At 67.4% G+C, this 25,050-nt stretch carries 20 protein-coding genes and 1 tRNA gene; 16 read left to right on the top strand and 5 right to left on the bottom strand.

All coding sequences use genetic code 11. The annotated features are described in order from the left end of the window. The first annotated feature begins 114 nt into the window (after positions 1 to 114). The 4 genes from NFL01S_RS20020 to mmsB are packed head-to-tail and all read left to right on the top strand — an operon-like array spanning position 115 to position 4,775. Entirely contained in the window at positions 115 to 1,614 is a 1,500-nt protein-coding gene (locus NFL01S_RS20020) for a CoA-acylating methylmalonate-semialdehyde dehydrogenase (RefSeq protein ID WP_062977445.1), read from the top strand. Positions 1,615 to 1,616: 2 nt separating this feature from the next. Next, complete coding sequence (locus tag NFL01S_RS20025) at positions 1,617 to 2,759, top strand: acyl-CoA dehydrogenase family protein (protein WP_062977447.1); 1,143 nt, start codon at positions 1,617 to 1,619, stop codon at positions 2,757 to 2,759. 37 nt (positions 2,760 to 2,796) lie between these two features. Further along, complete coding sequence (locus NFL01S_RS20030) at positions 2,797 to 3,882, top strand: enoyl-CoA hydratase/isomerase family protein (RefSeq protein ID WP_062977449.1); 1,086 nt, start codon at positions 2,797 to 2,799, stop codon at positions 3,880 to 3,882. Further along, positions 3,882 to 4,775 carry a 3-hydroxyisobutyrate dehydrogenase gene (gene mmsB / locus NFL01S_RS20035; protein WP_062977451.1) on the top strand — a complete coding sequence of 298 codons (894 nt, stop codon included), beginning with the start codon at positions 3,882 to 3,884 and terminating at the stop codon, positions 4,773 to 4,775. The genes NFL01S_RS20030 and mmsB overlap by 1 nt, the downstream gene beginning before the upstream one ends. A 462-nt stretch (positions 4,776 to 5,237) precedes the next feature. Here mmsB and NFL01S_RS20045 read toward each other — a convergent pair whose 3' ends face one another. Further along, positions 5,238 to 5,924 (bottom strand): hypothetical protein, encoded by a 687-nt coding sequence (locus NFL01S_RS20045; protein WP_062977600.1) that lies wholly within the window; start codon positions 5,922 to 5,924, stop codon positions 5,238 to 5,240. A gap of 418 nt (positions 5,925 to 6,342) precedes the next feature. On the opposite strand from NFL01S_RS20045, the gene NFL01S_RS20050 reads away from it, so the two are divergent. The 7 genes from NFL01S_RS20050 (at position 6,343) to NFL01S_RS20080 (ending at position 16,158) form a co-directional block, all read left to right on the top strand. Further along, a complete protein-coding gene (locus NFL01S_RS20050) occupies positions 6,343 to 10,158 on the top strand; it encodes a WXG100-like domain-containing protein (RefSeq protein WP_062977455.1) in 3,816 nt (1,271 codons plus the stop codon). 31 nt (positions 10,159 to 10,189) lie between these two features. Beyond that, the gene (locus tag NFL01S_RS20055) at positions 10,190 to 10,510 is read left to right on the top strand and encodes a hypothetical protein (RefSeq protein WP_157116727.1); all 321 of its coding nucleotides are present in this window, start codon (positions 10,190 to 10,192) and stop codon (positions 10,508 to 10,510) included. A gap of 133 nt (positions 10,511 to 10,643) precedes the next feature. Next, positions 10,644 to 11,123: a YbaB/EbfC family nucleoid-associated protein gene (locus NFL01S_RS20060; RefSeq protein WP_157116729.1), complete on the top strand. Its 480-nt coding sequence runs from the start codon at positions 10,644 to 10,646 to the stop codon at positions 11,121 to 11,123. An 86-nt stretch (positions 11,124 to 11,209) separates the two neighbouring features. After that, positions 11,210 to 13,723, top strand: coding sequence for a hypothetical protein (locus NFL01S_RS35635; protein WP_062977461.1), 2,514 nt, complete (start codon positions 11,210 to 11,212; stop codon positions 13,721 to 13,723). Further along, a complete protein-coding gene (locus tag NFL01S_RS20070; RefSeq protein WP_062977463.1) occupies positions 13,720 to 14,514 on the top strand; it encodes an ESX secretion-associated protein EspG in 795 nt (264 codons plus the stop codon). Before NFL01S_RS35635 ends, NFL01S_RS20070 begins: the two co-directional genes overlap by 4 nt. Continuing rightward, a complete protein-coding gene (locus tag NFL01S_RS20075) occupies positions 14,511 to 15,278 on the top strand; it encodes an ESX secretion-associated protein EspG (protein ID WP_168433984.1) in 768 nt (255 codons plus the stop codon). The genes NFL01S_RS20070 and NFL01S_RS20075 overlap by 4 nt, the downstream gene beginning before the upstream one ends. 103 nt (positions 15,279 to 15,381) lie before the next feature. Then, positions 15,382 to 16,158 carry an enoyl-CoA hydratase gene (locus NFL01S_RS20080; protein ID WP_062977467.1) on the top strand — a complete coding sequence of 259 codons (777 nt, stop codon included), beginning with the start codon at positions 15,382 to 15,384 and terminating at the stop codon, positions 16,156 to 16,158. Positions 16,159 to 16,188: 30 nt separating this feature from the next. On the opposite strand, the gene NFL01S_RS20085 is transcribed toward NFL01S_RS20080, so the two are convergent. Next, positions 16,189 to 17,229, bottom strand: coding sequence for an Hsp70 family protein (locus NFL01S_RS20085; protein WP_062977469.1), 1,041 nt, complete (start codon positions 17,227 to 17,229; stop codon positions 16,189 to 16,191). 164 nt (positions 17,230 to 17,393) lie between these two features. Continuing rightward, positions 17,394 to 17,936, bottom strand: coding sequence for a MarR family winged helix-turn-helix transcriptional regulator (locus NFL01S_RS20090; protein ID WP_062977602.1), 543 nt, complete (start codon positions 17,934 to 17,936; stop codon positions 17,394 to 17,396). Positions 17,937 to 18,158: 222 nt separating this feature from the next. Here NFL01S_RS20090 and NFL01S_RS20095 point away from each other — a divergent pair. Beyond that, positions 18,159 to 18,230 (top strand) — tRNA-Cys (locus NFL01S_RS20095). 54 nt (positions 18,231 to 18,284) lie between these two features. Here the strand turns inward: NFL01S_RS20095 and NFL01S_RS20100 are convergent. Beyond that, on the bottom strand, positions 18,285 to 19,694 hold the full coding sequence (locus NFL01S_RS20100; RefSeq protein WP_062977471.1) for a metallophosphoesterase: 1,410 nt from the start codon (positions 19,692 to 19,694) through the stop codon (positions 18,285 to 18,287). A gap of 211 nt (positions 19,695 to 19,905) precedes the next feature. On the opposite strand from NFL01S_RS20100, the gene NFL01S_RS20105 reads away from it, so the two are divergent. Then, positions 19,906 to 20,367, top strand: a complete 462-nt coding sequence (locus NFL01S_RS20105; RefSeq protein WP_062977604.1) for a nitroreductase family deazaflavin-dependent oxidoreductase — start codon at positions 19,906 to 19,908, stop codon at positions 20,365 to 20,367. Positions 20,368 to 20,663: 296 nt separating this feature from the next. Here the strand turns inward: NFL01S_RS20105 and NFL01S_RS20110 are convergent, their stop codons facing one another. Next, positions 20,664 to 21,335 (bottom strand): TetR/AcrR family transcriptional regulator, encoded by a 672-nt coding sequence (locus NFL01S_RS20110; RefSeq protein WP_062977473.1) that lies wholly within the window; start codon positions 21,333 to 21,335, stop codon positions 20,664 to 20,666. Positions 21,336 to 21,467: 132 nt separating this feature from the next. Here NFL01S_RS20110 and NFL01S_RS20115 point away from each other — a divergent pair, with 132 nt between their 5' ends. Genes NFL01S_RS20115 through mhpA form a run of 3 tightly spaced genes read left to right on the top strand, consistent with a single transcriptional unit; the run spans position 21,468 to position 25,044 of the window. Next, entirely contained in the window at positions 21,468 to 22,595 is a 1,128-nt protein-coding gene (locus tag NFL01S_RS20115) for a VOC family protein (protein ID WP_062977475.1), read from the top strand. Further along, a complete protein-coding gene (locus tag NFL01S_RS20120) occupies positions 22,592 to 23,530 on the top strand; it encodes a fumarylacetoacetate hydrolase family protein (protein WP_062977477.1) in 939 nt (312 codons plus the stop codon). The genes NFL01S_RS20115 and NFL01S_RS20120 overlap by 4 nt, the downstream gene beginning before the upstream one ends. After that, the gene (gene mhpA, locus NFL01S_RS20125) at positions 23,527 to 25,044 is read left to right on the top strand and encodes a bifunctional 3-(3-hydroxy-phenyl)propionate/3-hydroxycinnamic acid hydroxylase MhpA (RefSeq protein WP_062977479.1); all 1,518 of its coding nucleotides are present in this window, start codon (positions 23,527 to 23,529) and stop codon (positions 25,042 to 25,044) included. Before NFL01S_RS20120 ends, mhpA begins: the two co-directional genes overlap by 4 nt. Positions 25,045 to 25,050 lie beyond the last annotated feature (6 nt).

Consider the following 25,050-nt stretch of genomic DNA (forward strand, 5'->3'; position numbering starts at 1 on the left):
CGGGTGTATCGTTTTGATTGGACGTCCAACTATTGGACGACCGCAAGAATGATCTTCGTGTGACGGACGGCCGCAGCGCCGCGCCCGCCACCCCCGACACGAGGCAGGAATCGCATGGTTCGAGAACTCACACATTTCATCGGCGGGCAGCAGGTCCCCGGCACGTCCGGCCGGTTCGGCGACGTCTACGACCCCAACCTCGGCCAGGTACAGGCCCGGGTGCCGCTGGCGAGCACATCCGAGGTCGAGCAGGTCATCGCGAATGCCGAAGCCGCGCAGCCTGCGTGGGCCGCGATGAACCCGCAGCGCCGGGCCCGGATACTGATGAAGTTCCTGACCCTGGTCAACGACGAGATGGATTCCCTCGCCGCGTTGCTGTCCAGTGAGCACGGTAAGACCATCCCCGACGCCAAGGGCGATATCCAGCGCGGGCTCGAGGTCATCGAATTCGCGGTCGGTATCCCGCATCTGCTCAAGGGCGAATACACCGAGAGCGCCGGCACCGGTATCGATGTGTACTCGATGCGCCAGCCGCTGGGTGTGGTCGCCGGGATCACCCCGTTCAACTTCCCCGCAATGATTCCGCTGTGGAAGGCAGGCCCGGCCCTGGCCTGCGGTAACGCCTTCGTGCTGAAACCCTCCGAACGCGACCCCTCGGTCCCGCTGCGGCTCGCCGAACTGTTCCTCGAGGCCGGTCTGCCCGAGGGCGTGTTCAATGTGGTCAACGGCGACAAGGAAGCCGTCGACACCATCCTGCACGACCCGCGGATCAAGGCCGTAGGTTTCGTCGGCTCCACCCCGATCGCGCAGTACATCTACGAAACCGCCACCGCCAACGGTAAACGCGCCCAGTGCTTCGGCGGCGCCAAGAACCATGCCATCGTCATGCCGGACGCCGACCTCGACGATGTCGCCGACCAGTTGATCGGTGCCGGTTACGGTTCGGCCGGTGAGCGCTGCATGGCGATCTCGGTGGCCGTACCGGTGGGCGAGGACACCGCGAACCGGCTGGTCGAGAAGCTCACCGACCGGGTGCACAAGCTCAATGTCGGGAAATCCGATGATCCGGGCGCGGACTACGGGCCGCTGGTGGGTCTCGACGGTGTGGACCGGGTGAAGAAGTACGTCCAGCAGGGCATCGATGAGGGCGCCGAACTGGTCGTGGACGGGCGCGGGCTCACCGTGGAGGGCGCGGAAAACGGCTATTTCGTCGGCGCGACCCTGTTCGACCGGGTCACCAAGAATATGTCCATCTACACCGACGAAATCTTCGGCCCCGTGCTGAGCGTGGTGCGCGCGGAAGACTACGAGGAAGCTCTCGCGCTGGCCAACGACCACGAATACGGTAACGGCGTAGCGATTTTCACCCGCGACGGTGACGCCGCACGTAACTTCGCGGCCCGGGTCCAGGTGGGCATGGTCGGTATCAACGTCCCGATCCCCGTGCCGATCGCGTACTACACCTTCGGCGGCTGGAAGCGTTCCGGGTTCGGCGATCTGAACCAGCACGGCCCCGATTCGATCCGCTTCTACACCAAGACCAAGACGGTGACGCAGCGCTGGCCCGCCGGGCTCAAGGAGAGCAACAGCTTCGTCATCCCCACGATGGAATGACCATGTTCACTCTCGACGACGACGAGCGGGCAATCCGCGATACCGCCCGGGAGTTCGCCGACGAATACCTCGCCCCGCACGCCGTGGAATGGGACCAGGAAAAACATTTCCCGGTGGACGTCCTGCGGAAATCGGGTGCGGTCGGGCTGGGCGGTATCTATGTGAGCGAGGAATTCGGTGGGTCCGGGCTGCGCCGGCTGGACGCGGTGCGGATCTTCGAAGAACTCGCCACCGGCTGCCCGGCCGTGGCCGCCTATATCTCCATCCACAACATGGCCGCCTGGATGATCGACGCCTACGGCGACGACGAGCAGCGCCGCCGCTGGCTACCCGGGCTCACCGCGATGGACCTGCTGGCCAGCTATGCGCTCACCGAACCGGGGGTGGGGTCGGATGCCGCGGCCATCACCACCCGGGCGGTGCGCGACGGTGACGACTACATCGTCAACGGCGCCAAACAGTTCATCTCGGGTGCGGGCAGCAACGATGTGTACGTGATGATGGTCCGCACCCAGGACACCGGCGCACGCGGTATCTCGACCCTGGTGATCCCGGCCGACACCCCCGGCCTGGAGGTGGGCCCGAACGAGAAGAAGATGGGCTGGAACGCCCAGCCCACCCGGCAGGTGATCCTCACCGACGCCCGCGTCCCGGTGGCCAACCGGCTCGGCGACGAGGGCGACGGTTTCCGGATCGCCATGAACGGGCTCAACGGCGGCCGCCTGAATATCGCGGCATGCTCGATGGGCGGGGCGCAGATCGCGCTCGACAAAACCGTGCCCTACCTGGCCCAGCGCAGCGCGTTCGGCGCACCGCTGCTGAACAACCAGGCCTTGCAGTTCGAACTGGCCGATATGCGGACCAAACTCGAAGCCGCCCGGACCCTGCTGTGGCGGGCCGCGGCGGCCCTGGACGCGGACGCGCCGGACAAGGTCGAACTGTGCGCCATGGCCAAGCGATTCGCCACCGACTCCGGCTTCGAGGTCGCCAACGCCGCCCTGCAACTGCACGGCGGTTACGGTTACCTGGCCGAATACGGTCTGGAGAAGATCGTCCGGGACCTGCGGGTGCATCAGATCCTGGAGGGCACCAACGAGATCATGCGCCTGGTCGTGGCCCGGTCGATGACGGCGTCCGCGTCGTGATCGGCCGAAGCGGGACGGCGTGCGCGGAAGGAACCATATGAGCGACGAACCCGAAGTCCTGGTCGAACAGCGTGACGGCCTGGGACTCATCACCCTGAACCGGCCCAAGGCCATCAACGCGCTGAACCACGCCATGACGCTCACCATCACCGAGCAGTTGCGGGCCTGGGCCACCGACGATTCGGTGCGCACCGTCGCCCTCACCGGCGCCGGTGAACGGGGACTGTGCGCGGGTGGCGATATCGTCGCCATCCATCACGACGCCAAGGAGCAGCAGGCGGCCGGGCACGTCGGGGCGGCGGCGGATTCGGCGACCGGGAAGTTCTGGCGCGACGAGTACATTCTCAACGCGCTCATCGGCCGCTACCCGAAACCGTATGTCGCGGTGATGGACGGGATCGTGATGGGCGGTGGGGTCGGGCTGTCCGCACACGGCAGCCACCGGATCGTCACCGAGAAGTCGACCATCGGGATGCCCGAGGTCGGGATCGGGTTCATCCCCGATGTCGGTGGTACCTATCTGCTGGCGCGGGCGCCGGGCGAACTGGGCACCCATATCGCGCTCACCACGGCGCGGATGAAGGCCGGTGATGCGATCGCTACCGGTTTCGCGGACTACTACGTTCCCGCCGAACAGATTCCGGCTCTGCTCACCACTCTGCAGACCGAATCCGCCGATATCGCGATCGCCAAATACGCGGCCGAGACGCCGGAATCGGCGCTGCTGGGACAGCGGGATTGGATCGACGCCTGCTACGGCGCGGAGACGGTCGCCGAAATCGTCGCCCATCTGCAGGAGCACGCCGATACCGAGGCGAACGCGGCCGCCACCGCGATACTCGGCAAATCGCCGGTCGCATTGCAGGTCACCCTGCGGTCGCTGCGGTCGGCCGGCACGGCCACGAGCCTGGAGGCGGTGTTGAACGAGGAATATCGCGTGTCGATCGCCTCGCTGGCCTCGCACGATCTGGTCGAGGGGATCCGCGCGCAGGTGGTCGACAAGGACCGTAACCCGCAATGGTCGCCCGCAGCGCTGACCGATGTCACCACCGCCGAGGTCGAGGCGTATTTCGCCGAACTGGGCGAACGGGAACTGGGTTTGACGATTCCGGAGGAAAAGTAATGAGCAAGACGATCGGCTTCCTCGGCCTCGGCCATATGGGCGGGCCCATGGCGGCGAACCTGGTGAAGGCCGGATACGAGGTACACGCGTACGACCCGTCGGCCGCGGCGCAGGAACAGGCCCGCAAAGACGGTGTGGCGCTCGTGGATACCGGGATCGCCGCCGCCACCGGTCGCGATATCGTCATCACGATGCTCACCAACGGCAAGCTGGTGCGTGACGTGTATGCCGAACTGCTGCCGGTGGCGCAGCCGAACACCCTGTTCGTCGACTGCTCGACCATCGATGTCGGCGACGCCAAAGCGGCCGCGGAGGCGGCGACCGCGGCCGGGCACCGGGCGCTGGACGCGCCGGTTTCGGGCGGTGTTTCGGGTGCGGCCGCCGGAACGCTCACCTTCATGGTCGGCGGGGCGGAAGCCGATTTCGCCGAAGCGCTGCCGGTGCTCGAGGTGATGGGCGCCAAGGTCGTGCACTGCGGCGGCGCCGGGGTCGGGCAGGCGGCCAAGATCTGCAACAACATGCTGCTCGGTATCTCCATGATCGGGCTGTCCGAGGCGCTGGTGCTGGGGGAGAAGCTGGGGCTGAGCCACCAGTCGTTCTTCGATGTGGTGTCGACGGCATCGGGGCAGAGCTGGGCGCTCACCAGCTACTGCCCGGTGCCGGGCCCGGTGCCGGCCAGTCCGGCGAACAACGACTATCAGCCGGGTTTCGCGACCGCGCTCATGAACAAGGATCTCGGCCTGGCGGTGGAGGCATTACGCGCCAACGGAGTGCAGGGGCGGATCGGTGAGCTGGCCGCGGAGATCTACCGGGAGTTCAACGAGACCTCCGCCGGCCGTGATTTCTCGGCGATCATCACCGAGATCCGCGATCGGAGCGGAGCGGCGCAGTAGCTACGGACATCGGGTGTTCGGACACCGGCGGATCGCGCGGACTGCGCGTTCGCCGGTGCGCCGGATGTCGCGGTGCGCCGGATGTCGCGGTGCGCCGGATGTCGCGGTGCGCCGGATGTCGCGGTGCGCCGGATGTCGCGGTGCGCCGGATGTCGCGGTGCGCCGGATGTCGCGGTGCGCCGGATGTCGCGGTGCGCCGGATGTCGCGGTGCGCCGGATGTCGCGGTGCGCCGGATGTCGCGGTGCGCCGGATGTCGCGGTGCGCCGGATGTCGCGGTGCGCCGGATGTCGCGGTGCGCCGGATGTCGCGGTGCGCCGGATGTCGCGGTGCGCCGGATGTCGCGGTGCGCGTTCGACCGGGGGAATGCATCGGCCGTCGCGACCGCATCGTGCTTCGGGCAGTGGCCGCCACAGCGCACCATGGGTTCCGAGCCCGGCCGCCGGTGACCGTGTCGGCGTCCGTTACTTGAAGTAGTAGTTGTAACTCCCGTAGCGGGGCTTGTCGGTACCGGCATCTTCCCAGGTATAGCCGTAGGTGCCGATATGTTCCAGGCGGAAGCTGGTATCGACGTACACGTCGAATCCGCAGCGCCGCGCGCGTTCGGTGAAGGCGAAGTCCTCACCGAGGTACCAGTGGTTGCCGTCGTCTTCCGGTAGCAGCATGGGCAGGAAGTACGGGACGGTCGGCGTGCCGAACTTCTGGTTGCACACGGGCAGCTTCTCGTGTTCGGCGATCTTCTCGTACACTTCCCGCCTGGTGTGCAGGAAACCTGTACCGACATAACGGACTTCGGTGAGCCCGCCACCCTCGCCGAGGACGAACCTTTCGGTGCCGGGCAATATATGACACGCCAGTGCCCGCGCGCCCTTCTTGACGCATACCCCACCCACCAGCGGAAGCTCGTGGGCGCGCAACTGTTCCACCGCGTCCGGATCGAATCCGGTATCCGAATCGATCCACATCAATTCGTCGAACCCCTCGGCCAGCGCATCGGTGGCCAGCCGGCTACGGGCCTGGTCGATCGCGGCGGAGCCGTATCGGCGGCGCACCTGGTAGCCGCGCCGTTCCAATTGCTTCAGCGCTTCGTCGCAAGCGGGTTCGATATGGTGACCGACGGGTACCAGGACAATGCAGCGTGAGGGATCCATTTCCGAGTTTCCGCCTTCCAGCAACACCGTGATCGAGTCCAACCGTACCGCCGCGCGGTCCGCCGAGCGTGCGGACGGAGACCTGATCGGAGGCCGGTCGTGCTGGAACGCAGTGATGTTCGGCGGCGGACATGCAGTATTCGTCCTCCGGTGGTGCCGGGTTCACGCACGACTTGCTGTGCGGCCGGCGACCCGTTTGTCCGCGACGAATTGTGCACGGGGAGACGGACGAACAGAAACGCCGAGGTAACTGCCGGGCCGGCCGGGTGCGCTGCGTTCCGGGGGTGAGGCCGTGGAATGGATAGTTCGAATTACCTTGTGAGACACCGGATGTTAACTGTCTCTGTTGTACGGTTGCGTCGCAGTTCGGTGAGGAGGTCGTGGTGATCAGCGCAGGGGTTGCCACCGCGGAGGTGCGATGAGCCTCTACCTGCCGGAGGAGCTGCGCTGGCTCGGCTGGATCGCGGGGGCACAGTGGCCCGACGGTGACGAGGACAAGGCCTGGGCGGTTTCCGATGCGTGGGGAGTGGCGAAGGACGCCCTGAATCAGCTGCTCGACGAGATCGACCGGGCCGAAGAAGACGCTATGGCGGCCTATCCGGAGGGTGAAGTCCGCGACGCGATGGGCGACCGGTACGAGCAGCTGCGCCGCGGCGAAATGTCGGTGGAATACCTCGTGAAGCTGATGCAGACACAGCAGGACTCCACCTTCGATATGGGCACCGAGCTCGAGGCCACCAAACTCACCATCATCATCACCCTGTGTTGGCTGGCGGTAGAAATCGCCTGGGCCTGGCTGTTTCCGCCCACCGCGCCCGCCGTCGAAGCCGCCGCGATCGCCTCGACCCGGTCCATTCTCAAGGTCATCCAGGACTGGGTACAGAAGACCATCGCGAATATCGCTGCGCGGATGGGCGCCCCGGTGGCGAAGCGGAATTTCTGGAAGGAACTCGCCAAAGGAAATCTGGTCGCTCCCACTGCGAAAGGATGGGGCGTGTACGGTGCCCGGGCTTTGGAGGGGGCCATAGTTCCGATGGCGATCGACGGAACCGTGCAGGTCGCGCAGATCGGGCAAGGCCACCGGCACGAGTTCAACGTCCAACAGCACCTGCTATCGGGTCTGGGTGGTGCCGCCGGTGCGATTCCCGCGCGCGAATTCGGCCGTTACTTGGGCGAAGGTATCGAACACATCGGCGGAAAGTATTTGAACAACGCCCTCGGGCGTACAGCGAACGGAATGTTCATCGGCGCGACCGCCGATATGTTCGGTGCGGTGTTCGGAAACCTGGCGAGCGCAATCGCCTCGGGCGGCGACTTCTCCATGTTCACCAACGCCGCGGGCTGGGTCGGAAACGCCGCCCAGGGCGGACTCGTGGGTGGCGTCCGCGGTGCCTCGGCATACAACAGCTATGTGCCGAAGACCACCGATGGATTCACGAATATGTCGGCCTTCCAGAAAAACTCGTGGATCCACGGCAACACCTGGTTCTTCTCCAAGTACGAAGGGCCGGGTGCGTTCGCTGTCCGGGACCAGCCCGGCGGTAGTGGCGGTGCCGCTGCGGGCGGACCGGGCGAGGAGCGGCGCGGCGGTCCCGGGGGTACGCCGCCGGGTACACCGGCTCCGTCGGTGGGTGGACCGCCTGGTTTGCCTGTTCCGCCGGGTGGGGTCACGCCGCCGGGGACGCCGGTTGCACCGGGCGCGCCCGCGGCGACATCGATGGGTGGCTCTGTTGGTGGGAGTGCCGGAGGTGGCGCTGCCGACGGTGGGAGCGCTGCCGGTGGTGTTTTCGGGGGTACGCCGCCGGGTTCGCCGGGTCCGTCGGTGGGTGGTCCGGTGGGGTCGCCGCCCGGTACACCGCCGGGCTCGCCGGTCGGGACGCCGCCGGGTACACCGGGTCCGTCGGTGGGTGGGCCGCCGGGTACACCGGGTCCGTCGGTGGGTGGGCCGCCTGGTACGCCGGTGGGGACGCCGCCGGGTTCGCCTGTGCCGCCGGGTGCGGTTGCGCCGCCGGGGACGCCGGTTGCACCGGGCGCGCCCGCGGCGACATCGACGGGTGGCGCTGTTGGTGGGAATGCTGCGGGCGGTGCCGGTAGTGGTGGCTTCGGGGGTTCGGTGGCGGGGACTTCGCCGCCAGGTACGCCGGTAGGCACTCCGCCGACGGCGTCTGTGGGGTCGCCGCAGAGCGGTGTCCCGGGCGGTGGTGCTGTCGGCGGTAGCAGTGCTGCCGGTGCCGGCGCACAGGGGGCCGGCGGTGGAACCGGAACCAATGCGGGCCGTGCCGATACCTCGGGCGGTGCTCCCGACATCGTGAGTCCGCGGCCGGTGCGGCCCTGGGAGCGGATGCCGCAGGCTCGGTGGTTCACAGCGAGCGAGGGGGCGGCCGGTTTCGGGGGTGGTCCCATGGCTGCACCGCCGCCGAGTACGGTATCGGCGTCGTCGGCGGAGCGTGGTTCGCCGTCGCCGGGTGGTGTGGAGCCTGGTGGGTTGCCGCCGTTGCCGTCCGCTACGGGGAGCTCTGCGGGGCTGGTGCGTTCGGTGTCGCCGCCGGCGCCTTCGGTGTCTCCGTTGTCGGATCCCGGTGCGCCGGTTACCCCGCGGCCGGTGTCGCCGCCGGCACCTTCGGTGTCTCCGCTGTCCGATCCCGGTGCGCCGTTTACTCCGCGTTCGGTGTCGCCGGTGTCGACGGAGGGGGGTGTGCGGACGCCGTTGCCCCGTCCGGAGGATGTGGCCTTGCCGCCCTCGCGGCCGGCCAGCCCGGATGGTGCGGATTCGGCTTCATCGGGCCGGGACAGTGACGGCCGTTCGTCGACCGGCCGGGATCCGGCCGCGGCACCGCCGCGCAGGCTGTTGCGGCGGGATCGGGACCAGCAGATCGCGCACCAGCGGTGGCTGGACGAGCAGATGCAACAGTTGCGGCAGCATCGGGACGAAGTCCAGCAGCAGCAGCAATGGCAGGCGCAGCTGGATCTGATGCGCGCGCTGGACAGTCAGGAATCCTCGCCGGGGCAGCGCGAACTGCAGCGGCAGGAAACGCAGGCGGACAATCTTCGCGAACAGATTCAGCAGCAGGAACGGCAGATTCAGCAACGGCAGCAGCAGGTGGATCTGCTGGCGGCGCTGGATGGTGGGCATACTCCGGCGGGGGAACGGCCCCGGGTGCAGGAGCAGCTGGCCGAACAGCGGGAACAGCTGAACCGGGAGAACGCCGATTTGCAGCGCTTGCAGGCCGAGCAGAATCAGCGGCAAGAGGATATGGATCGGCTGCGGCGGCAGATCGCTCGGGAGCAATGGCTGGAATCTCAGCTCGCGCTGTTGCGCGATTTCGACCATACGCCCGCTCAGAACCATCACGAGATGCGGATCGAGGCCGGCAGGCTACAGCGCGAGCAGGACAACATCCGGCAGGACCAGCTCGACCGGATGCCGCCCGAGCACCGGCAGTTCGAGCAGCAGATGCAGTTGGACCGGGAACAACGCCAGGCGGCCGGCGCCGATCTGCGTGACCGGCTGGACCGCTCGCTCCAGGAGCAGTGGGACAGGGTGCCACCGCCCCTGCGGGTGCTGGAGGACCGGTCTCAGCCGCCGCAGATGTGGCAGGTGCTGGGGCTGGAACAGAACTCGGTGGCGCATTATCAGGCGGCCCGCGCCTGGTTCGCCGAGAACCGCGATCCGCATTTCATCGGCGAAGGGAAGGATCTGCGCGGTAAGCCGCGGCCGCAACGCTGGCCGATGAAGGTGCCGTACCCGATCGACAAGTTCCAGGCCCCGGATATTCAAGGTGATTGGCTACCCGACGGCGCAGTGCCTCCCGAGGACTCGCCGGACGACCGGCCACCCGAGGCTCCGCCCGGCACACCGCCGACTATCCACCCGGACGCCATCGTCGACCCCGATGCCGAGATCGGTTCGGGTTCGTCGGTCGATGCCGGTGCCGTCGTGGGCGATCGTACGAAGGTGGGCGACGGTGCCACGGTAGGTAGGGCGGTCACCGTGGGTGTCGGTGTGGTGATCGAGGACGGTGCGGTGATCGGCGACGGGGCCGAGATCCACGCCGGCGCCAAGATCGGCGAGGGTGCTGTGGTGGGAAAGGGGGCCGTCATCAACGATGGCGCGATCATCGAGCCGGGGGCGGTGGTGCCGGATGGTGCGGTCGTGGGGCCCGGGGAGATATTCGCAAATACGGCAGACGGGCCGGGCGGCCCCGATGTCGACAAACCGTTCACATTGACATGACCCGGCGGTGTCCGGGAGTGAGGAGATGATCATGGCCGACCGTATCGAAGTGGACCCGGACAAGCTGGATATCGCCGCGGATTCGACCGAGGCTCTGGGTGAGAGCATCCTGAGCATCGGCGAACGGCTCCGCAACGACCTGGCCGGGCTGGAGGACGAATCGACGGCTCAGCCGTGGGGTGACGATTCGATGGGTTCGAAGTTCATCAACGGTGACAACGACAACGGCTACGGCAGTTCGAAGCCGAACCTGTTGGATGGGGTGGACGCGATCGGTGGCACTTTCACGTCGTTCGCGGTGGGACAGCGCGACGCGGCCGATCAGTTGCGCACGATGGACGACCAGTTCTGAGCCTGGGCCCCGGTGGCGGGCCGTGCACCGAATTTGCATGCGCGCCATCGGGTATTCAACATCTTGCGCTGTAATACCCCGGGTGTGGTCTTCGTGGAGCCCACTCCCGGACCGGAAGGACTGAGGTAGCACCGTGGTGAACGAACGCCTGCAGGAAGATATGGCGACCATGCTGTCCGGCTTGAGCCATCAGATGCGCAGTATCGCCGAAGTGCAGAAGAAGCGTTCCCTTCTCACTGCCACGGTCCTCGCCGAGGAGAAGCGGATCGAGGTGACGGTGAATGCCGACGGCCTGCTCATCGATACCAAGTTCGCCGGCGACATTCTCGACCTGACCATGGACGAGATCGCGGCGGCACTCACCAGGGCTGTCCAGGATGCGGCGGCCGAGGTGCAGAAGAAGGCTCGCGTATTGATGGATCCGCTGCTCGAGCACCGGGAGTCGCTGCCCAAGCTCTCCGAGATGATCGACGGGGCACCCGATATGGGCGATGTGATTCCGCGGCCACCGGTGACGCCGACCATGTCGCCGGATTCCCCCGATTGGCCGGGTAACAAACCCGGCGATCCCGATGACGAGCCTCCGCGGTCGCTGGTAGCGGACCACGACTGACGACTGCGGCGCCGCAGCGGGTTTCGGGCCACCGAAGGTCAGGCCGCCATCCCGCTGCCGTGCGCGATAGACGAAGGTGAACGCAGATGCCTCTCGAGCCAGGAACCATCACCGACCTGACGGGTGCGGTGAGCGACGGCCGGCTGGAGTTCGATCCGGCCGATGCCTTGAAATCCGCCAACGCCGCGCGCGACCTGTACAACGACCTGATCGGCAAGGCGGACGCCGTGGTGACGGCGGGCCTGAACGATCTGTCCGCGTTCGGTACGCTCAATTCCGGTCGGGAGCTGGCCGAGGTCTTCAACGACAAGGCCAACCGGTTGCAGATGGCGATCAACGAACACGCGAAGCTCGCCCGTCAGCTGAGTGATCTCTTCGTGGCCGCCGGCAAAGCTTTCGATGACGCGGAGGACGAATCGTCGGAATCGTTCAAGGGTCTCAACAACTTCGAGTTCAAAGAGAACCCGGGAAAGTACTCTCCCTCCGCGGACGGGGACAAGATCGATGTGAACGAACCGATGGACCATTGGGTTCATGCGGGTCACAACAGTAAGGATCCGGACAAGCACGACGTTCCGTCGTTTATCAACGACTACCAGAACATCGACGATGGATCGGTCGTGACGGTCGAGAACAAGGATTCGGTGACCTTCCAGGAACTCTATGATCTCGGGCAGGCCATCGAACCCCAGCCGGTGATGGACTCGGCGACCACGTGGTACCACTTCGGCAAGGATCTCGATACGACTCTGTCGACGTTCGTCGACCAGATCGTGGTCCTGAACCGGTCCTGGGTCGGCCCGGCCGCCCAGAAGGCGGCCGATGCGATCACCGCCTACCAGGACAATATGGACCCGCTGTTCACCACGATCAGCCAGATCAGCAAGCTGCTGGAGTTCACGGCGGAATGGCTGAACCATACGAAGAAGTGGATGCCGCCGAATACCGATCGCCATGTCGGTTGCAACGATCGGCTCGACGACTACCGCGACGCGTTCGAAAAGACTTACATCACGGGAATGAAGGCCACCGCGGAGAACATGCCGCTGCTGGACGGTCCGCTCACCAAGGACGAGGGCCACGGCAAGGGCGGCGGTGAAGGCAGCGGTGGTGGTAGTGGAGATGGCAGCGGTGGTGGTAGTGGAGATGGTAGTGACTCCGGCAGCACCTACGACCAGGGCTACGAGGACGGGTACGACGACGGTGTAGCCGACGCCAAGGAGCAACTGGAGGATTCGGGCAACGGCGGCGGGGCGGGTTCGGGTTCGGGTTCGGGCGGCGGATACGGCGGTGGTTCGTTCGGTGGCACCGCGGGCGGTGGCGGTCCCACCGGCTCCGGGCAGGGCAGCGGCGGTTCGCGGAGTGGCAGCGGCGGTTCGCGGAGTGGCGGTGGCGGTTCGCAGAAGGGGAGCGGTGGATCCGGTCAGGGTTCGGGGGGCGGCCCCAGCCCTATTCCGGTACCGCCACTCACCGACGGCACTGGTGGCGGCGGTGGCAGTCCGAGCAAGAGTTCTGTCCCCGGCGGCGGCGGTTCGTCGAAACCCTCGCAGCAGGGCGGCGGTTCCGGTGGTGGCTCCGGGCAGCAGATGCCGGAGATCCCGGAGATTCCGTCGGTGGAGGATTTCCTGGGCAATGAGGGATCGTCGGAGTTCGGCAACAAGAACATCCCAGATCTGCAGCCGGGGGAGAGCAGTTACGGTTCGGGGCCGGGTTCGGGCTACGGCGGCGGCAACGGCAGCCCCAAGATGCCGAAGTCTCCCACCGCGGCCGATGTCCTGAGCAAGCTCACGGGTATCCCGGCCGATCAGCTGCCGGACGCGCTGAAGGACCGGAAGATCACAGCCTCGGACGGCTCCGGGAAACCCAGCCTCGCGGATGCGCTGTCGGAGATCACCGGTATCCCGCTGGACGCGATACCGGAGGAACTGAAGGACATCCCGCTCTCGTCGCTGTACGACGAGAATTCGCCCTTCGGCTCCGCCGACACCCTGTTCGGTGAGAACGAGGACGGCGAGCGAGTCGGTGATCGTGGTTCCGGCGACGGTGCCGGGGCCGGAACCAGTTCCAGGAGCAGCGGGGCCGGGGGCAGTAGCCAGGACCCGCTGGGGATTCTGGCCAATCTGCTCACCCAGGGCATCCAAACGTTCACTCAGCTCGGCAGCGGACTGCCCGGAATGGACGAGCTCGCGCGGATGCTCGATCCCAGCCAACTGCAGCAGCATGTGCAGGACATGTTGAATCCGGCACAGGAGAAGCTCGGTGAGCTGGCGAACGCACTCGGTGGCGCCGGCGCGGGTGGTGCCGGTATTCCGGACGAGCCCACCGCCCCCTACCCGCACCAGAGTTCGGCGTCGTTCCCCCGTGCGGCCTTGGCGCCGGCCGGGGAGCAGGTCGCCGGGTACGGATATGGTCCGGGTGGCTCACCGCATCAGCCGGGCGCGCCGATGGGTGGTGCGCCCATGGGGGGTGCCCCCGGCGCGGGTGCCGGAAACGGCGGGCAGGGCAACGAGCACAAGCCGGCGAAGTTTCTGCAGGGCCGGGAGAACCTGGATGATGTCTTCGATGTCCCCGATCGGGTGAAGCCGGTGATCGAGCCGTGACCTGGATATTCACTGATCTGGAATTCAAGGTGCTGTGCGAGGATCACGGTCTGCCCACGGTTCCACATCCGTTCGACTACACCAGCCGAATCCGGCTGGAGAACGATTACCTGATGGCGAAGGCCGTATCCCGAGGTCGGCTGGCACACGAATTCGATGCCGATATCGACGAATTCGGACGGACGCTCAACAGGCCGGACGTCTATGTCGTCGCGCAATCGTGGACCGACAGCGATTTCGACAACCCCGCCGATCGAACCAAGGTGCTGGTGTTGCGCCGCGGAACGCGCGGCTACATGGTCTACCAGCAACCGGGGGAGACCAGGGAACACAGTGCCGGTTTCGAGGTCGGGAACTGCTACCCCGGCGGTTTGGGAGAAGCGGCACTCATCCGGATGCCCTGGGCGGAATCCGGGCGGCAGCAGGATATTCCGGTACCGCTCGGAGCCCCTGCCGCGAAGCGCGAGTATGTACCCGGCGGTTCCCTCGTGTCCGATAACGATGAGCCCGAGGACGGCGACTCGTACCGTGCCGCGGCATTCTTCGGTACCGCGGCGGCCCGCAGCGGGTATGTGCGCGTGCATCAGGGGCGTTCGAAATTCGGTCCGCGGGGCCGGGTCGATATGGGGATGTTCTGGCGCGACCTCCCCGGCGACGGCCGCTATGTGATCCCGATGAACCACCCGGCGCCGACAGCGACCGGTATGGGCACCGAGGAACTGACCGCGTGGATCGACGAACAGGTTTCACTGGTGATGTCTCGGCTGGAATGGAACCAGGAGAACGAGTGACGGCCGGGCCGCTTCACCCGGTGCCCGGAAGCGCTGTCCCGGTGCGGCACCGATGGGAGTTCACCGACCTGGAATTCAAGGTACTGTGCGATGAGTACCGTCGCGGCCGCCTGCCCAAACCGTTCACCTTCACCAGCCGGATCCGTTCGGCGGCCGAGTATTGCGCCGAGTTCGAGCGGGTGCGCCGGTCGCTGCTGGGTTCCGCGGACGCGGCCTTCGCGGCGATGGCCGGGGCGTTGTCGCGGCCGGACGTGATCGTGGTGGCGCGGGGCTGGGACGAGCGTGATCCGCAGGATGCGCAATCGTGTACCTACGTGCACGCGGTGCGGCGGGATTCGCGATGTTTCGTGGTCCGGCAGCAGATGGGCGAAACAACCGATCACAGTGTCGGTTTCGACGTCGCCGAATACTCTGCCCCGCAGCTGCCGGAGATCGTTGTGGGGTGTTTGCCCGCGATGGGCGCCGGGGCCCGGCCGCAATTCGCCGTGGATTCCCGTACCGGGGCGCCGCCTGCCGCGGGTTTCTTCGATACCACCGCGACCGGAACCGGCTATCTGCGGATATTGCAGAGCCGATTGTCCTTCCAGGTGCCCGGCATTCTCCAGACCTGGGCGGTATGGCGTGACCTTCCGGGTGACGGCCGGTACCTGATCCGCTCGGACAGTGGCCGCTCGACCGTTACAGGAGTGGACCGGCAGCAGCTCTCCGGGTGGCTCGACGGCTGGATCGACCGCATCGTGGACCGGCTGGACAGCGGTGAATGACCGGCAGCCGTGATCTGCCGGGCCGGGACTGCCGCCGCGACCCACGAGAACCGAACGGTATCGTCGACGATATTCGTAACCGTTTCGACGAAGAGGATGTGCTGTGACCGACTTCGAGACGATTCTGCTGGAGCGTAAGGACAAGGTCGGCCTCATCACGCTGAACCGGCCCAAGGCGCTGAACGCATTGAATGCGCAGGTCCTCGACGATGTGGTCGCGGCCCTCGACGAACTCGAACGCGACGACGAGATCGGTGCGGTGGTGATCACCGGTTCCGACCGCGCCTTCGCTGCCGGTGCCGATATCAAGGAAATGCAGCCCAAGTCCTATATGGACATGTTCATGGACGACTACTTCGCGCGGTGGGAGCGGCTGGCCCAGTTCCGTAAGCCGACCATCGCCGCCGTAGGCGGATACGCCCTGGGGGGCGGCTGCGAACTGGCCATGATCTGCGATCTGCTGATCGCCGCCGATACCGCCAAGTTCGGGCAGCCGGAGATCAAGCTCGGCGTTATCCCGGGTATCGGTGGTTCGCAGCGGCTCACCCGCGCGATCGGTAAGGCCAAGGCCATGGACCTGGTGCTCACCGGCCGCAATATGGATGCCGAGGAAGCCGAGCGCGCCGGGCTGGTGTCGCGGATCGTGCCCGCGGCGGAACTGCTCGATACCGCGCTCGAGGTCGCCGCTACCATCGCGTCGATGTCGCTGCCGGTGGCCATGATCGCCAAGGAAGCCGTGAACCGGTCCTTCGAGACCACCTTGAGCGAGGGGCTCCGATTCGAGCGGCGGGTATTCCACTCGTTGTTCGCCACCGCGGACCAGAAGGAAGGTATGGCGGCGTTCGTGGACAAGCGGACCGCCGAATTCACCAATCGCTGAGCGGGGCCTCGCGGTCCGGGCCCGTCAGGGCTAGGGCGCGGCGTCGAGAATATCGGTCGGCACGTAGGTGTCCCGGGCCGGCTGCGCCGTACCGTTCTGTGCGGTGAGCAGCCCGGCCACGGTGGCGCCGAGGCCTATGGTGACGGCAGCCGCCGCATACACCTTGCGCCGGCCGGTCACCGGCGGGCTCAGCGGCACCACCTGACCTCCCGCGCGGATATGCGCGGTACGGATTCCGGCGGCCGGCCGCTGGGCCGCGAACAGTAGCGCCCCGCGCGCCGAGACGTATTCCGGTTCCCGGTCGAAGACCAGCGGGAGGTCGAGGAGTTCGGCCAGCCGGGTGCGTAGCCCCGGATTGCGGGCGCAGCCGCCGAGCAGGGCGACGGTCTCGGCCGGAGTCTCGGATTGTTCGCTCACGCGCTGGATCAGGCCGGCGGCCTCCGCAACGGGTTCGGCGCAGAGAGCTGTGAGATCGCTGCGGGTGATCACTGCGCGTTCGGCGGTGGCGGGGTCGGCGGCGGTGACCACCCGGGCGCTGCTCAGTGCCTCCCGGTATCGGCCGGCGGCGGCCTCGTCGGTGAACACTCCCGCCCGGTCGAGCCATTCGCACAGCAGTTCGTCATAGGTGTCGCCGCCGAGACCAGGGCACCGGGCGGCGGCGATGACCGAATCGGTGCGGCAGTCCACCTGGGTCAGGGTGAGCCCGGAGGATCCCAGGTCGAACAGCATCACCGAACCCGATACCGGTAGTTGTTCGGTGAACCGCAGGTACCTGAGCTGGGCAAGCGGCTCGTCCACCAGCGTGACCCGGCCGGTCCCCAGGGCCTCACCGACCAGTTCGACCTGCCGGTGATCCCGGCAGGTCACGGCGGTGCCGGTGATGTACTCGTCGCGCTCGCGGGCCGCGGTATGCATGCGCCGGACCGCGATGAGCACCGGGTCGATCAGTGGGGCGCCGGCCGGGCGGGGGATATGGCAGCGGTCGATCGGCGGGAGGTGCGGTTGATCGGAATGCGTGAGTACCGCGCGCGCTCCCGAGGAGCCCACCGATACCCCGAGCACCAGCACCATAAACATATGGTGCGCCGTGCGGCCGGGGATGCCAAGCCGAATCACCGAGAAATTTGCTGATCGGGTGCGTGGCCGTTATTCGTTTGCTACCGGCCCGGTGTACAAGGCCGAACGGTATGTTTTCGGCTCATTGTTTGCCGGGCCGGTGCGCACCCCGCGGGAGCTCAGGGTTCGTTCCAGCGGGCCGGTTCTTCGCCGGTGTCGAAGTCGCCCGCGGTATGCCGGAACTCCGCCAGCAACTGCAGCAGCGTCCGTAACCGGTCCGGCGGGAGTTCCGGGCGAGCGAACACCCGCTCGTTGAGATATTCGGTGGCCTCGGCGACCAGCGAACGCCCCGCATCGGTGATCTCGATAAGGGTCGCGCGCCGGTCGTTCGGGTGCGGTACCCGGTTCACCAGTCCGGCGGCCTCGAGCCGGTCCACCGAATTGGTCACGCTGGTCGGGTGGACCTGCAACCGTGCGCTGGCCACCGCCATCGGCAACGCGCCGGTGGCGCTGAAGTTCAGCAACTGCAGCAATTCGTAGCGCGAGAAGGTGAGCCCGGTGGGCCGCAGCGCCTCGTCCACCCGGGCCATCACGATCTGCTGGGCGCGGACCAGCGAGGTCACGGCCGCCATCCCATCGGCGACCGCGCCCCAGCCGTGGCCGACCCATTGACGATGGGCCTCCTGTATCGGGTCCAGGGGGAGCGGCCGGGGACGAGACATGTGTTCGATCATCGCACGGCGCTCCGGGAACCGATCCCACAGCGCGGCCCGGGGCCGACGGCTCCTGGGGTGGCGGTACGGGGCCGCACGCTTCGTCCGGCGCGGCGCTGTCCGGCCCGGATTCCGCGATCGCCGATCCTGGCCCCGCGCGACCCGATTGCGATCCGCGTGATCCCAACCCTGGTTCGCGACGCCGCGCACCGGCGATGATCACCTGGTCACGCGGGCGTGGCTGAGTGGTCGAGGCGACGGTCTGCAAAGCCGTTCACGCGGGTTCGATTCCCGCCGCTCGCTCGATTTGCCTGGCCGGAGCCGGGTTTCGTTCCCGGCTCCGGTCCCGGTCTGTTGTCAGCGCAGACCCGAGAAATCACGCAACACAACGTGATTGCGGTCGGCAAAAGTGCCCAGGGCGTAGTCGGGAAGTAATCCGAAGTATTCGCCGCGGGTCAGTGTGCTCCAGCGGCGGGCGCCCGGGGTGCGGGTCTTGTAGAAGTTCACCGCGTACCCACCCTCATAGATCCGCAGCAGGCAATAACCGCCGGGATACTCCTTGACCGCCGCGACCTCCAGGAATTCGACCGCGCAGGCGGTATCGGGCCGGGTGCGGCGGGTGCGGTGCGTATGCCCGCTGTGCTGGAGGAAGACTCCGGGCGCTCTGTCGTAAAGTTGCTGGAGTCGCAGGGAGTGCGCGCGGTCCAGGATGAAACCGGGGCCGCCGGTATTGGTCAGCCCCGCCTCCGCGGTAACCGGGTGGTGACCGAAAACGATTGTGGGGCGGTCTGGGTCGTTGCGCAGCAATTCGCTCATCCGGTCGAGCTGCGGGGGATCGAGTACTCCGCCGGATCCATCGAGTGCGCTGGTGTCGAGACCGAGCAGCCGCAGGCCGCCCAGTTCGTGTTCGACCAGCTGTTGCCGCGGCCCGAAGAGATCGCTCCAGCAATCATGATGCTCGGCGGTACCGGGAACGGCCGGGCAGCCGGCGTATTCACCACCCGTATGCGGGCGGTCGTGGTTTCCGCGCACGGCGAGGTAGTCGGTGCCCGCGCTGCCCCAGCGGTCGAGCCGGTCGCGTACCGCGCGGAGATCCTGCGGTGCGGCCTCGGCGCTCAGATCGCCGGCCAGCAGCAGGGTTGCGGCGCCACGGTCGGCGCGGCGTAGATCGTCGAGCAGGGCGTCCAGCATGACCTGCGGGTACGGCGGCAGGCCCGGCTCCTGGCGGAAGCCGGGCGGTAGATCGCCCACCACCAAACCGCTGACGGTCTCGCCGTAGTGGATATCGTTGGCCAAGGCCAAGGTTCGCAGCAGCCGGCCGGGCGGCGGGACGAGGGTGGTGAAGGTGCCGGTGGTTTCCGGACTGCCCGGTAGGCCCGTGGCCGCCGAAACGGCCGGTATCGCTCGTACTCCGGCGCCGCGGGCTTCGAACCGGTACGTACGCCCCGGTTCGAGACCGTCGATCTGCGCGTAGTGGAACGGGACCGGGCCCTCCGAGCCCCAGACCTGCCGGAGTGGCCGCGGACTGTCGGCGGGAGCCAGCCAGACTTCGCCGTCGGTGGGCACCGGAACCGGCCGGCCCGCCGCGTCGGATGCCCGGCCGGTCCAGGTGAGCACCGCGGCGGTCTCGGTCACCGTGACGACTTCGAGATCGGTGGCGAGAACCCGGGCCGGCTGAGCGATGGCCCGACCGGCTGCGGGGAGCAGCGCCGCCAGGCCGAGGGCACCGAGTACGGTGCGACGCGACGGGCCGCAGCAGCTCGTCAATGGTCTCTCCGATCCCCACACATGGATACCACCGGAACCCTATGGCAAAGATCCGGCCGATGCCGGGGACCGGCCGGGCACATGCCAGGTCGCGAGACCGGTCAGGAATCGAGAAGCGCTGGTCATCGCGGCGCGACTAGCGTCGTTCACCACAGGCCGGCTCAGCGGCTCGGTGGTGCCGGACAAATGGGACCGAGAGGGAGGCAGGTGTATGTCGCAAGAGCAGAAGCAGGGCGGACACAAGAAAGGCTCGACCAGCGCGCTCTCATTGTGGTTCCAGCGAAAGATGAACGCGCGGACCACCGGCAAGATCCGCCGGAAGGGCGGTAAGTACCTGGGGATGGATCTGCTGATCCTGCACACGGTCGGCCGCCGCAGTGGGGAACCACGGGAAACGCCGATCACCTGGTTCCCCGATGACGACGGATGGCTGGTGGTCGCCTCGGGTGGCGGCAAGCGGGATCCCGATTGGTATGTGAACCTGATGGCTCATCCCGAGCAGGCGGCCGTCGAAGTGCACGGCAGCCCGGCCGTGCCGGTGACGCCCCACCATCTCGCCGGCGACGACCGTGCCCAGGCCTGGCAGCGAATCACCGGGCAGCAGCCGCGTTATGCGAAGTACCAGCAGAAATCGACTCGGGAATACCCGGTGGTCCGGTTGGCTCGGCGGTGAGCCGGGTCTGCTGCCCGGCAATGCCGGAGGCGGAGCCGGTGCCCGCACCCGGATCTACGCCCGCTCTCTGGAGGATGCGCTGAAAGCCGCGGCGAAGAGTTCGGGCGAATTCGTGTCCTCTTCGTGTCATCGGCGGGTGTGAGTGCCTCTGCCTCGGCTCAGTCGGCGCGGATGGTTTCGAAGTCTGCTTCTGGCCGCTTGTCCATCGAGGCCGGCGGTCCGCGACGAGGTGTGGCTCGACACCGTCGGTGCGGCCTCGGGCCGCGGCTTCATCCCGAGGGCCACAGCCGTGAACATCAATCGATGCTGCGATCGGGTAGCGCTGTGTCGAGATCGGGCAGTGGGCGGCGGCAGATGGCTGCGGCTTCGTCGGCGGGTACGCCGAACATTCGCAACAGGTCCTCGGCGACGCGGTCGCTGGCGTCGGCGTCATCACGGTCGAGCTGGTCGTGTAGCAGCCGGCCCAGGCACAGGGTCGCGCCCGCCGCAGTCGTCAGAGCCAGTTGCGGGTCGCGGACCGCGCCGAATCTGCCGCTACGGGCGCCGGCCTCGATATCGCGTAGCGCACGTGGCGCCAGTCCTTTCGCCGAGTTCGCGAGTTCCAGCCCGTTGTACAGCAGGACCTTGGACAATTCGGGGAGGCGTCGGTGCAGGCGGCCGGTGATGCGGAAGCTGCGTGCGAAGACTTCGGCGGGGTCTTCGAGGTCTGCGGTCAGGCGGTCGAGGACCGTGCCGTGGAGGTCGAGTGCGTCTTCGAGGGCGACCTGGAACAGTTCATCGCGGCTGCGGAAGTGGTTGTAGAACGAGCCCATGCCGACGTCGGCGGCTTGCGTGATCTCCAGGATCGGCGCGTTCGTACGCCCGGCCGCGAGGAATGATTGCGCCGCACCGACCAGCGCGGCGCGGGTCTGCGCTTTACGCCGTTCCAGGCGGCTCGACCGTGGTGTGGTGGAGGTGCTGTCGGCCATGTCGTTATCACCTCTCCGGAAGTCCGACCCACCCTAACGTCCTCTGTCAATTCTGACGAAATCTTCACCCGACCTTGACTGAGTATATCGTCTCGAGTGACGATATCGTCAGTCAAGTGGAGGGGCTGCGCCATGACCGACCATTCCCACGCCGGTTTGCACAGCGATGCGGGCGCGCGACCGGGCGAGCATCCGGGCCGGGCGCGCAACCCGATCGTGAAGGTGCTCGACCTGGCCTGGCTGCGGTTCGAGAAGCCGGATCTCGAACGCGCCGAAACCTTCGCGCACGCCTTCGGTTTCAGCACCGCGGCCCGTACCGCCGAGGAACTGTGGCTGCGCGGGGTCGACGCGGGGCCGCCCTGTGTACTCATCCGGCGTGGGCGCCGGTCGCGATTCGTCGGCCCGGCCTTCCGGGCGGACGGCGCGGCCGACCTGCTGCGCCTGGCCGAGGCAGTGGGAAGCCGGGTCGAGCCGTTGCCCGACCGGCTCGGCGGCCGGCGGGTCGGGTTGACCGACCCCAGCGGGCTGCGGGTGGACGTGGTGGCGGAGACGGCCCTGTCGACCGCCTTGACCGGACAGCCGGACCGAACCTTCAACTTCGGCCACGCGGTGCAGCGAATCAATCGCACGCAGCGACCGATCCGGGAGCCGGCGCGAGTGCAACGGCTCGGGCACGTGGTCGTGCAGACCACCCGCTACCGCCGGACGCTGGACTGGTATCTGCGGCACCTGGGCTTGATCGTCAGCGATTTCCTGTATTACCCGGGGCAGCGCGACCGCGGCCCGGTATTGGGTTTCCTGCGCTGTGACCGCGGCTCGGAACCGTCGGATCATCACACGCTGGCGTTGACCCTGGGCCCGTCGAACCGGTACCTGCATTCGGCCTATCAGGTGACCGATCTCGACGCGCTGGCTGCCGGTGGCGAGTATCTGCGCGACCACGGGTACCGGCGCTCGTGGGGTATCGGCAGACATATCCAGGGCAGTCAGATCTTCGACTACTGGCGCGACCCCGACGGATTCCTGGTCGAGCACTTCAGCGACGGCGATATGTTCGACAACACCCTGGCACCGGGCTGGGCGCCGATGACCGCGTCCGGCCTGGCGCAGTGGGGGCCACCGGTCAGCCGGGACTTCCTCGGCGTCGCACCTGGCCGTGACGCGTTGCGCGAGCTGCGTGCGATCGCCACAGCGCTGCGCTCGGACAGCGAATTCGATCTCCACCGCCTGCGTGGCCTGATGAAAGTAGCGAACTCATGACCCTGTCCGTACTCCGCACCGACGAGGCCTGGTGGCTGTGGACTCCCGGGGGTGCGGCGCGCATAGCCACCGCCGCGGCCACCACCGCCGAACTGCTCGCCGACCGGCGAGCCGTCACGGCCGCGGCCGCGAGCACCGACCTGGTTGCCGTCGACAGCCTGAGGCTGGTCTCACCGGTGACCGCGCCGTGCCGGGTGGTCGCGCAGATGACGAATTTTGCCTCGCACGTACGGGATTCGGGCGGTGACCCGGCGACGGTGCCGCTGACCTTCTTCCGCAAATCGTCCGGCTCGCTCAGTGGACCCTACGACGACGTCGTCCGCCCCGGCCATGTGCGGCTGCTGGACTACGAGGTGGAGATCGGCCTGGTATTCGGCCGCGCGATGCCGGTGGGATCGGAGATCACCACCAACACTCTGGCCGATTACATCGCCGGGCTGGTCGTCACCGACGACATCTCCGCCCGCGACGTCCAACTGCCGAAAACACAGTTTTATGAAGGAAAGTCGTATCCAACCTTCACACCCGTAGGCCCCGCGCTGGTCCTGCTCGACCGCGAGGAGCTGGATCGTTTCACCGAACTGCGGCTGCGGTTGTGGGTCGACGGCGCGCTGCGCCAGGATATGACCGTAGCCGACATGATCTACCCGCCGCAGCAGGCCCTGCATGCGCTGACCCGATTCCAGCGCATGGACGCCGGCGATCTGCTGCTCACCGGCACACCTGGGGGCACCGCCCTGAGCGCTCCGCCGAAACCGGTACAGCTGTTGTGGTCGCTGCTCCCCGAACGCACGAAATGGCGCGTGTTCTCCCGGGCCCAAGCCCGGAACCCGAAGTACCTGCACGACGGCGCTGTCGTGGAGGCGACGATCGGTACCGACGACGGCCGCATCGATCTGGGGCGCCAGCGCACTGTCGTCAGGCACGCGCGGTGACCGCACGAACCCTGCCTGTCGTGATCGTGGGCGCGGGGCCGACCGGGCTCACGGCGGCCACGTTGCTGGCACAGTACGGCGTCGAGTCCGTAGTACTGGAACGGTGGGGCGGGGTCTATCCACGGCCGCGCGCGGTCCACCTCGACGGCGAGGTCCGCCGCGTGCTGGCCCGGCTCGGCGTCGACGCCGAATTCGCCGCACGCAGCCGGCCCGCCCTCGGCTTGCGCCTGCTGGACCGGGATATGCGGCTACTCGCCCAATTCGATCGCGACCCCACCGGCGGACGCAACGGCTACCCCGAAGCCAACCTCTTCGACCAGCCGGAACTCGAAACGATGCTGCGCGACAACCTCGGCCGGTATTCTTCGGCCACCCTGCGCGGAAACGCCGAAGTATCCGCGATCGTCCCCGAGAACGACTGTGTGCGCGTCGATTTCGTGGACCGGCTGAACGGCTCGGCCGACTCGGTACGCGCAAGGTACGTGCTGGGCTGCGACGGCGCCAACAGTATCGTCCGGTCCGCGCTCGGCTCCCCTATGCGCGATCTCGGGTACTCACAACGCTGGCTCGTGCTCGATATCGCCACCACCGCCGAGCTGGGGCAATGGGACGGCGTGCACCAGGTGTGCGATCCCGTGCGGGCCGCCACCTACATGCGTATCGGCGCCACTCGCTACCGCTGGGAATTCCGGCTGCTGCCAGGCGAGTCCGCCGCCGACTTCGCCGATCCGCACCGCCTGCGCCCGCTACTGCAGCCCTGGACCGGGAAGATTTCGCAGGAGGAGCTGACGCTGCTGCGGGTCGCTGAGTACACCTTTCGCGCCCGGCTGGCCGAACGCTGGCGGCGCGGCCCCCTCTTCATTCTCGGCGACGCCGCGCACCTCACCCCGCCGTTCATCGGCCAGGGCCTGGGCGCGGGACTGCGCGACGCGGCCAACCTCACCTGGAAACTGGCAGGCGTCTTGCGCGGCGAACTGTCCGGCAACGCCCTGGACACCTACGAAACAGAGCGTAAACCCCACGCGCGCACCATGATCAGGCTCGCGAAACTGACCGGCGCAACCATGACCGACGGCGGCCGCCTCGGCAACAGACTGCGGCGCCTGATGGCACCGCACCTGCACCGCGCACCCGGGCTCACCCGCCCGATCACCAGCGGCGAGACACCACCCCTTCGACGCTCCGAACTCATCGCCCCGCGGCGATCTCCCCGCCACCTGGCCGGGCGGTTGATCCCGAACCCGCTGCTCGACAACGGCCGCCGCCTCGACGACGCCGTCGCCGGACGCTACGCGATCATCACCGCCACCCCACCCCGACCACCGGAAATCCGTACCGTCGAGAACCGCGGCGCCGTGCTGATCGACGCCCTCCCCGGCAGCGACCTGCACCGCTGGCTCGGCCGGACCCACGCCGTGCTCATCCGCCCCGACGGCACCGTGCAGCGCAGCGGACGAGACCTGCCGAGCCTGTGCGCCGCCTTACCGCACCGGCGGCCGAGCAGTGACACGTAGGAGAGC

The sequence above is a fragment of the Nocardia flavorosea NBRC 108225 genome (assembly GCF_001613385.1).
Lineage (GTDB): Bacteria > Actinomycetota > Actinomycetes > Mycobacteriales > Mycobacteriaceae > Nocardia > Nocardia flavorosea.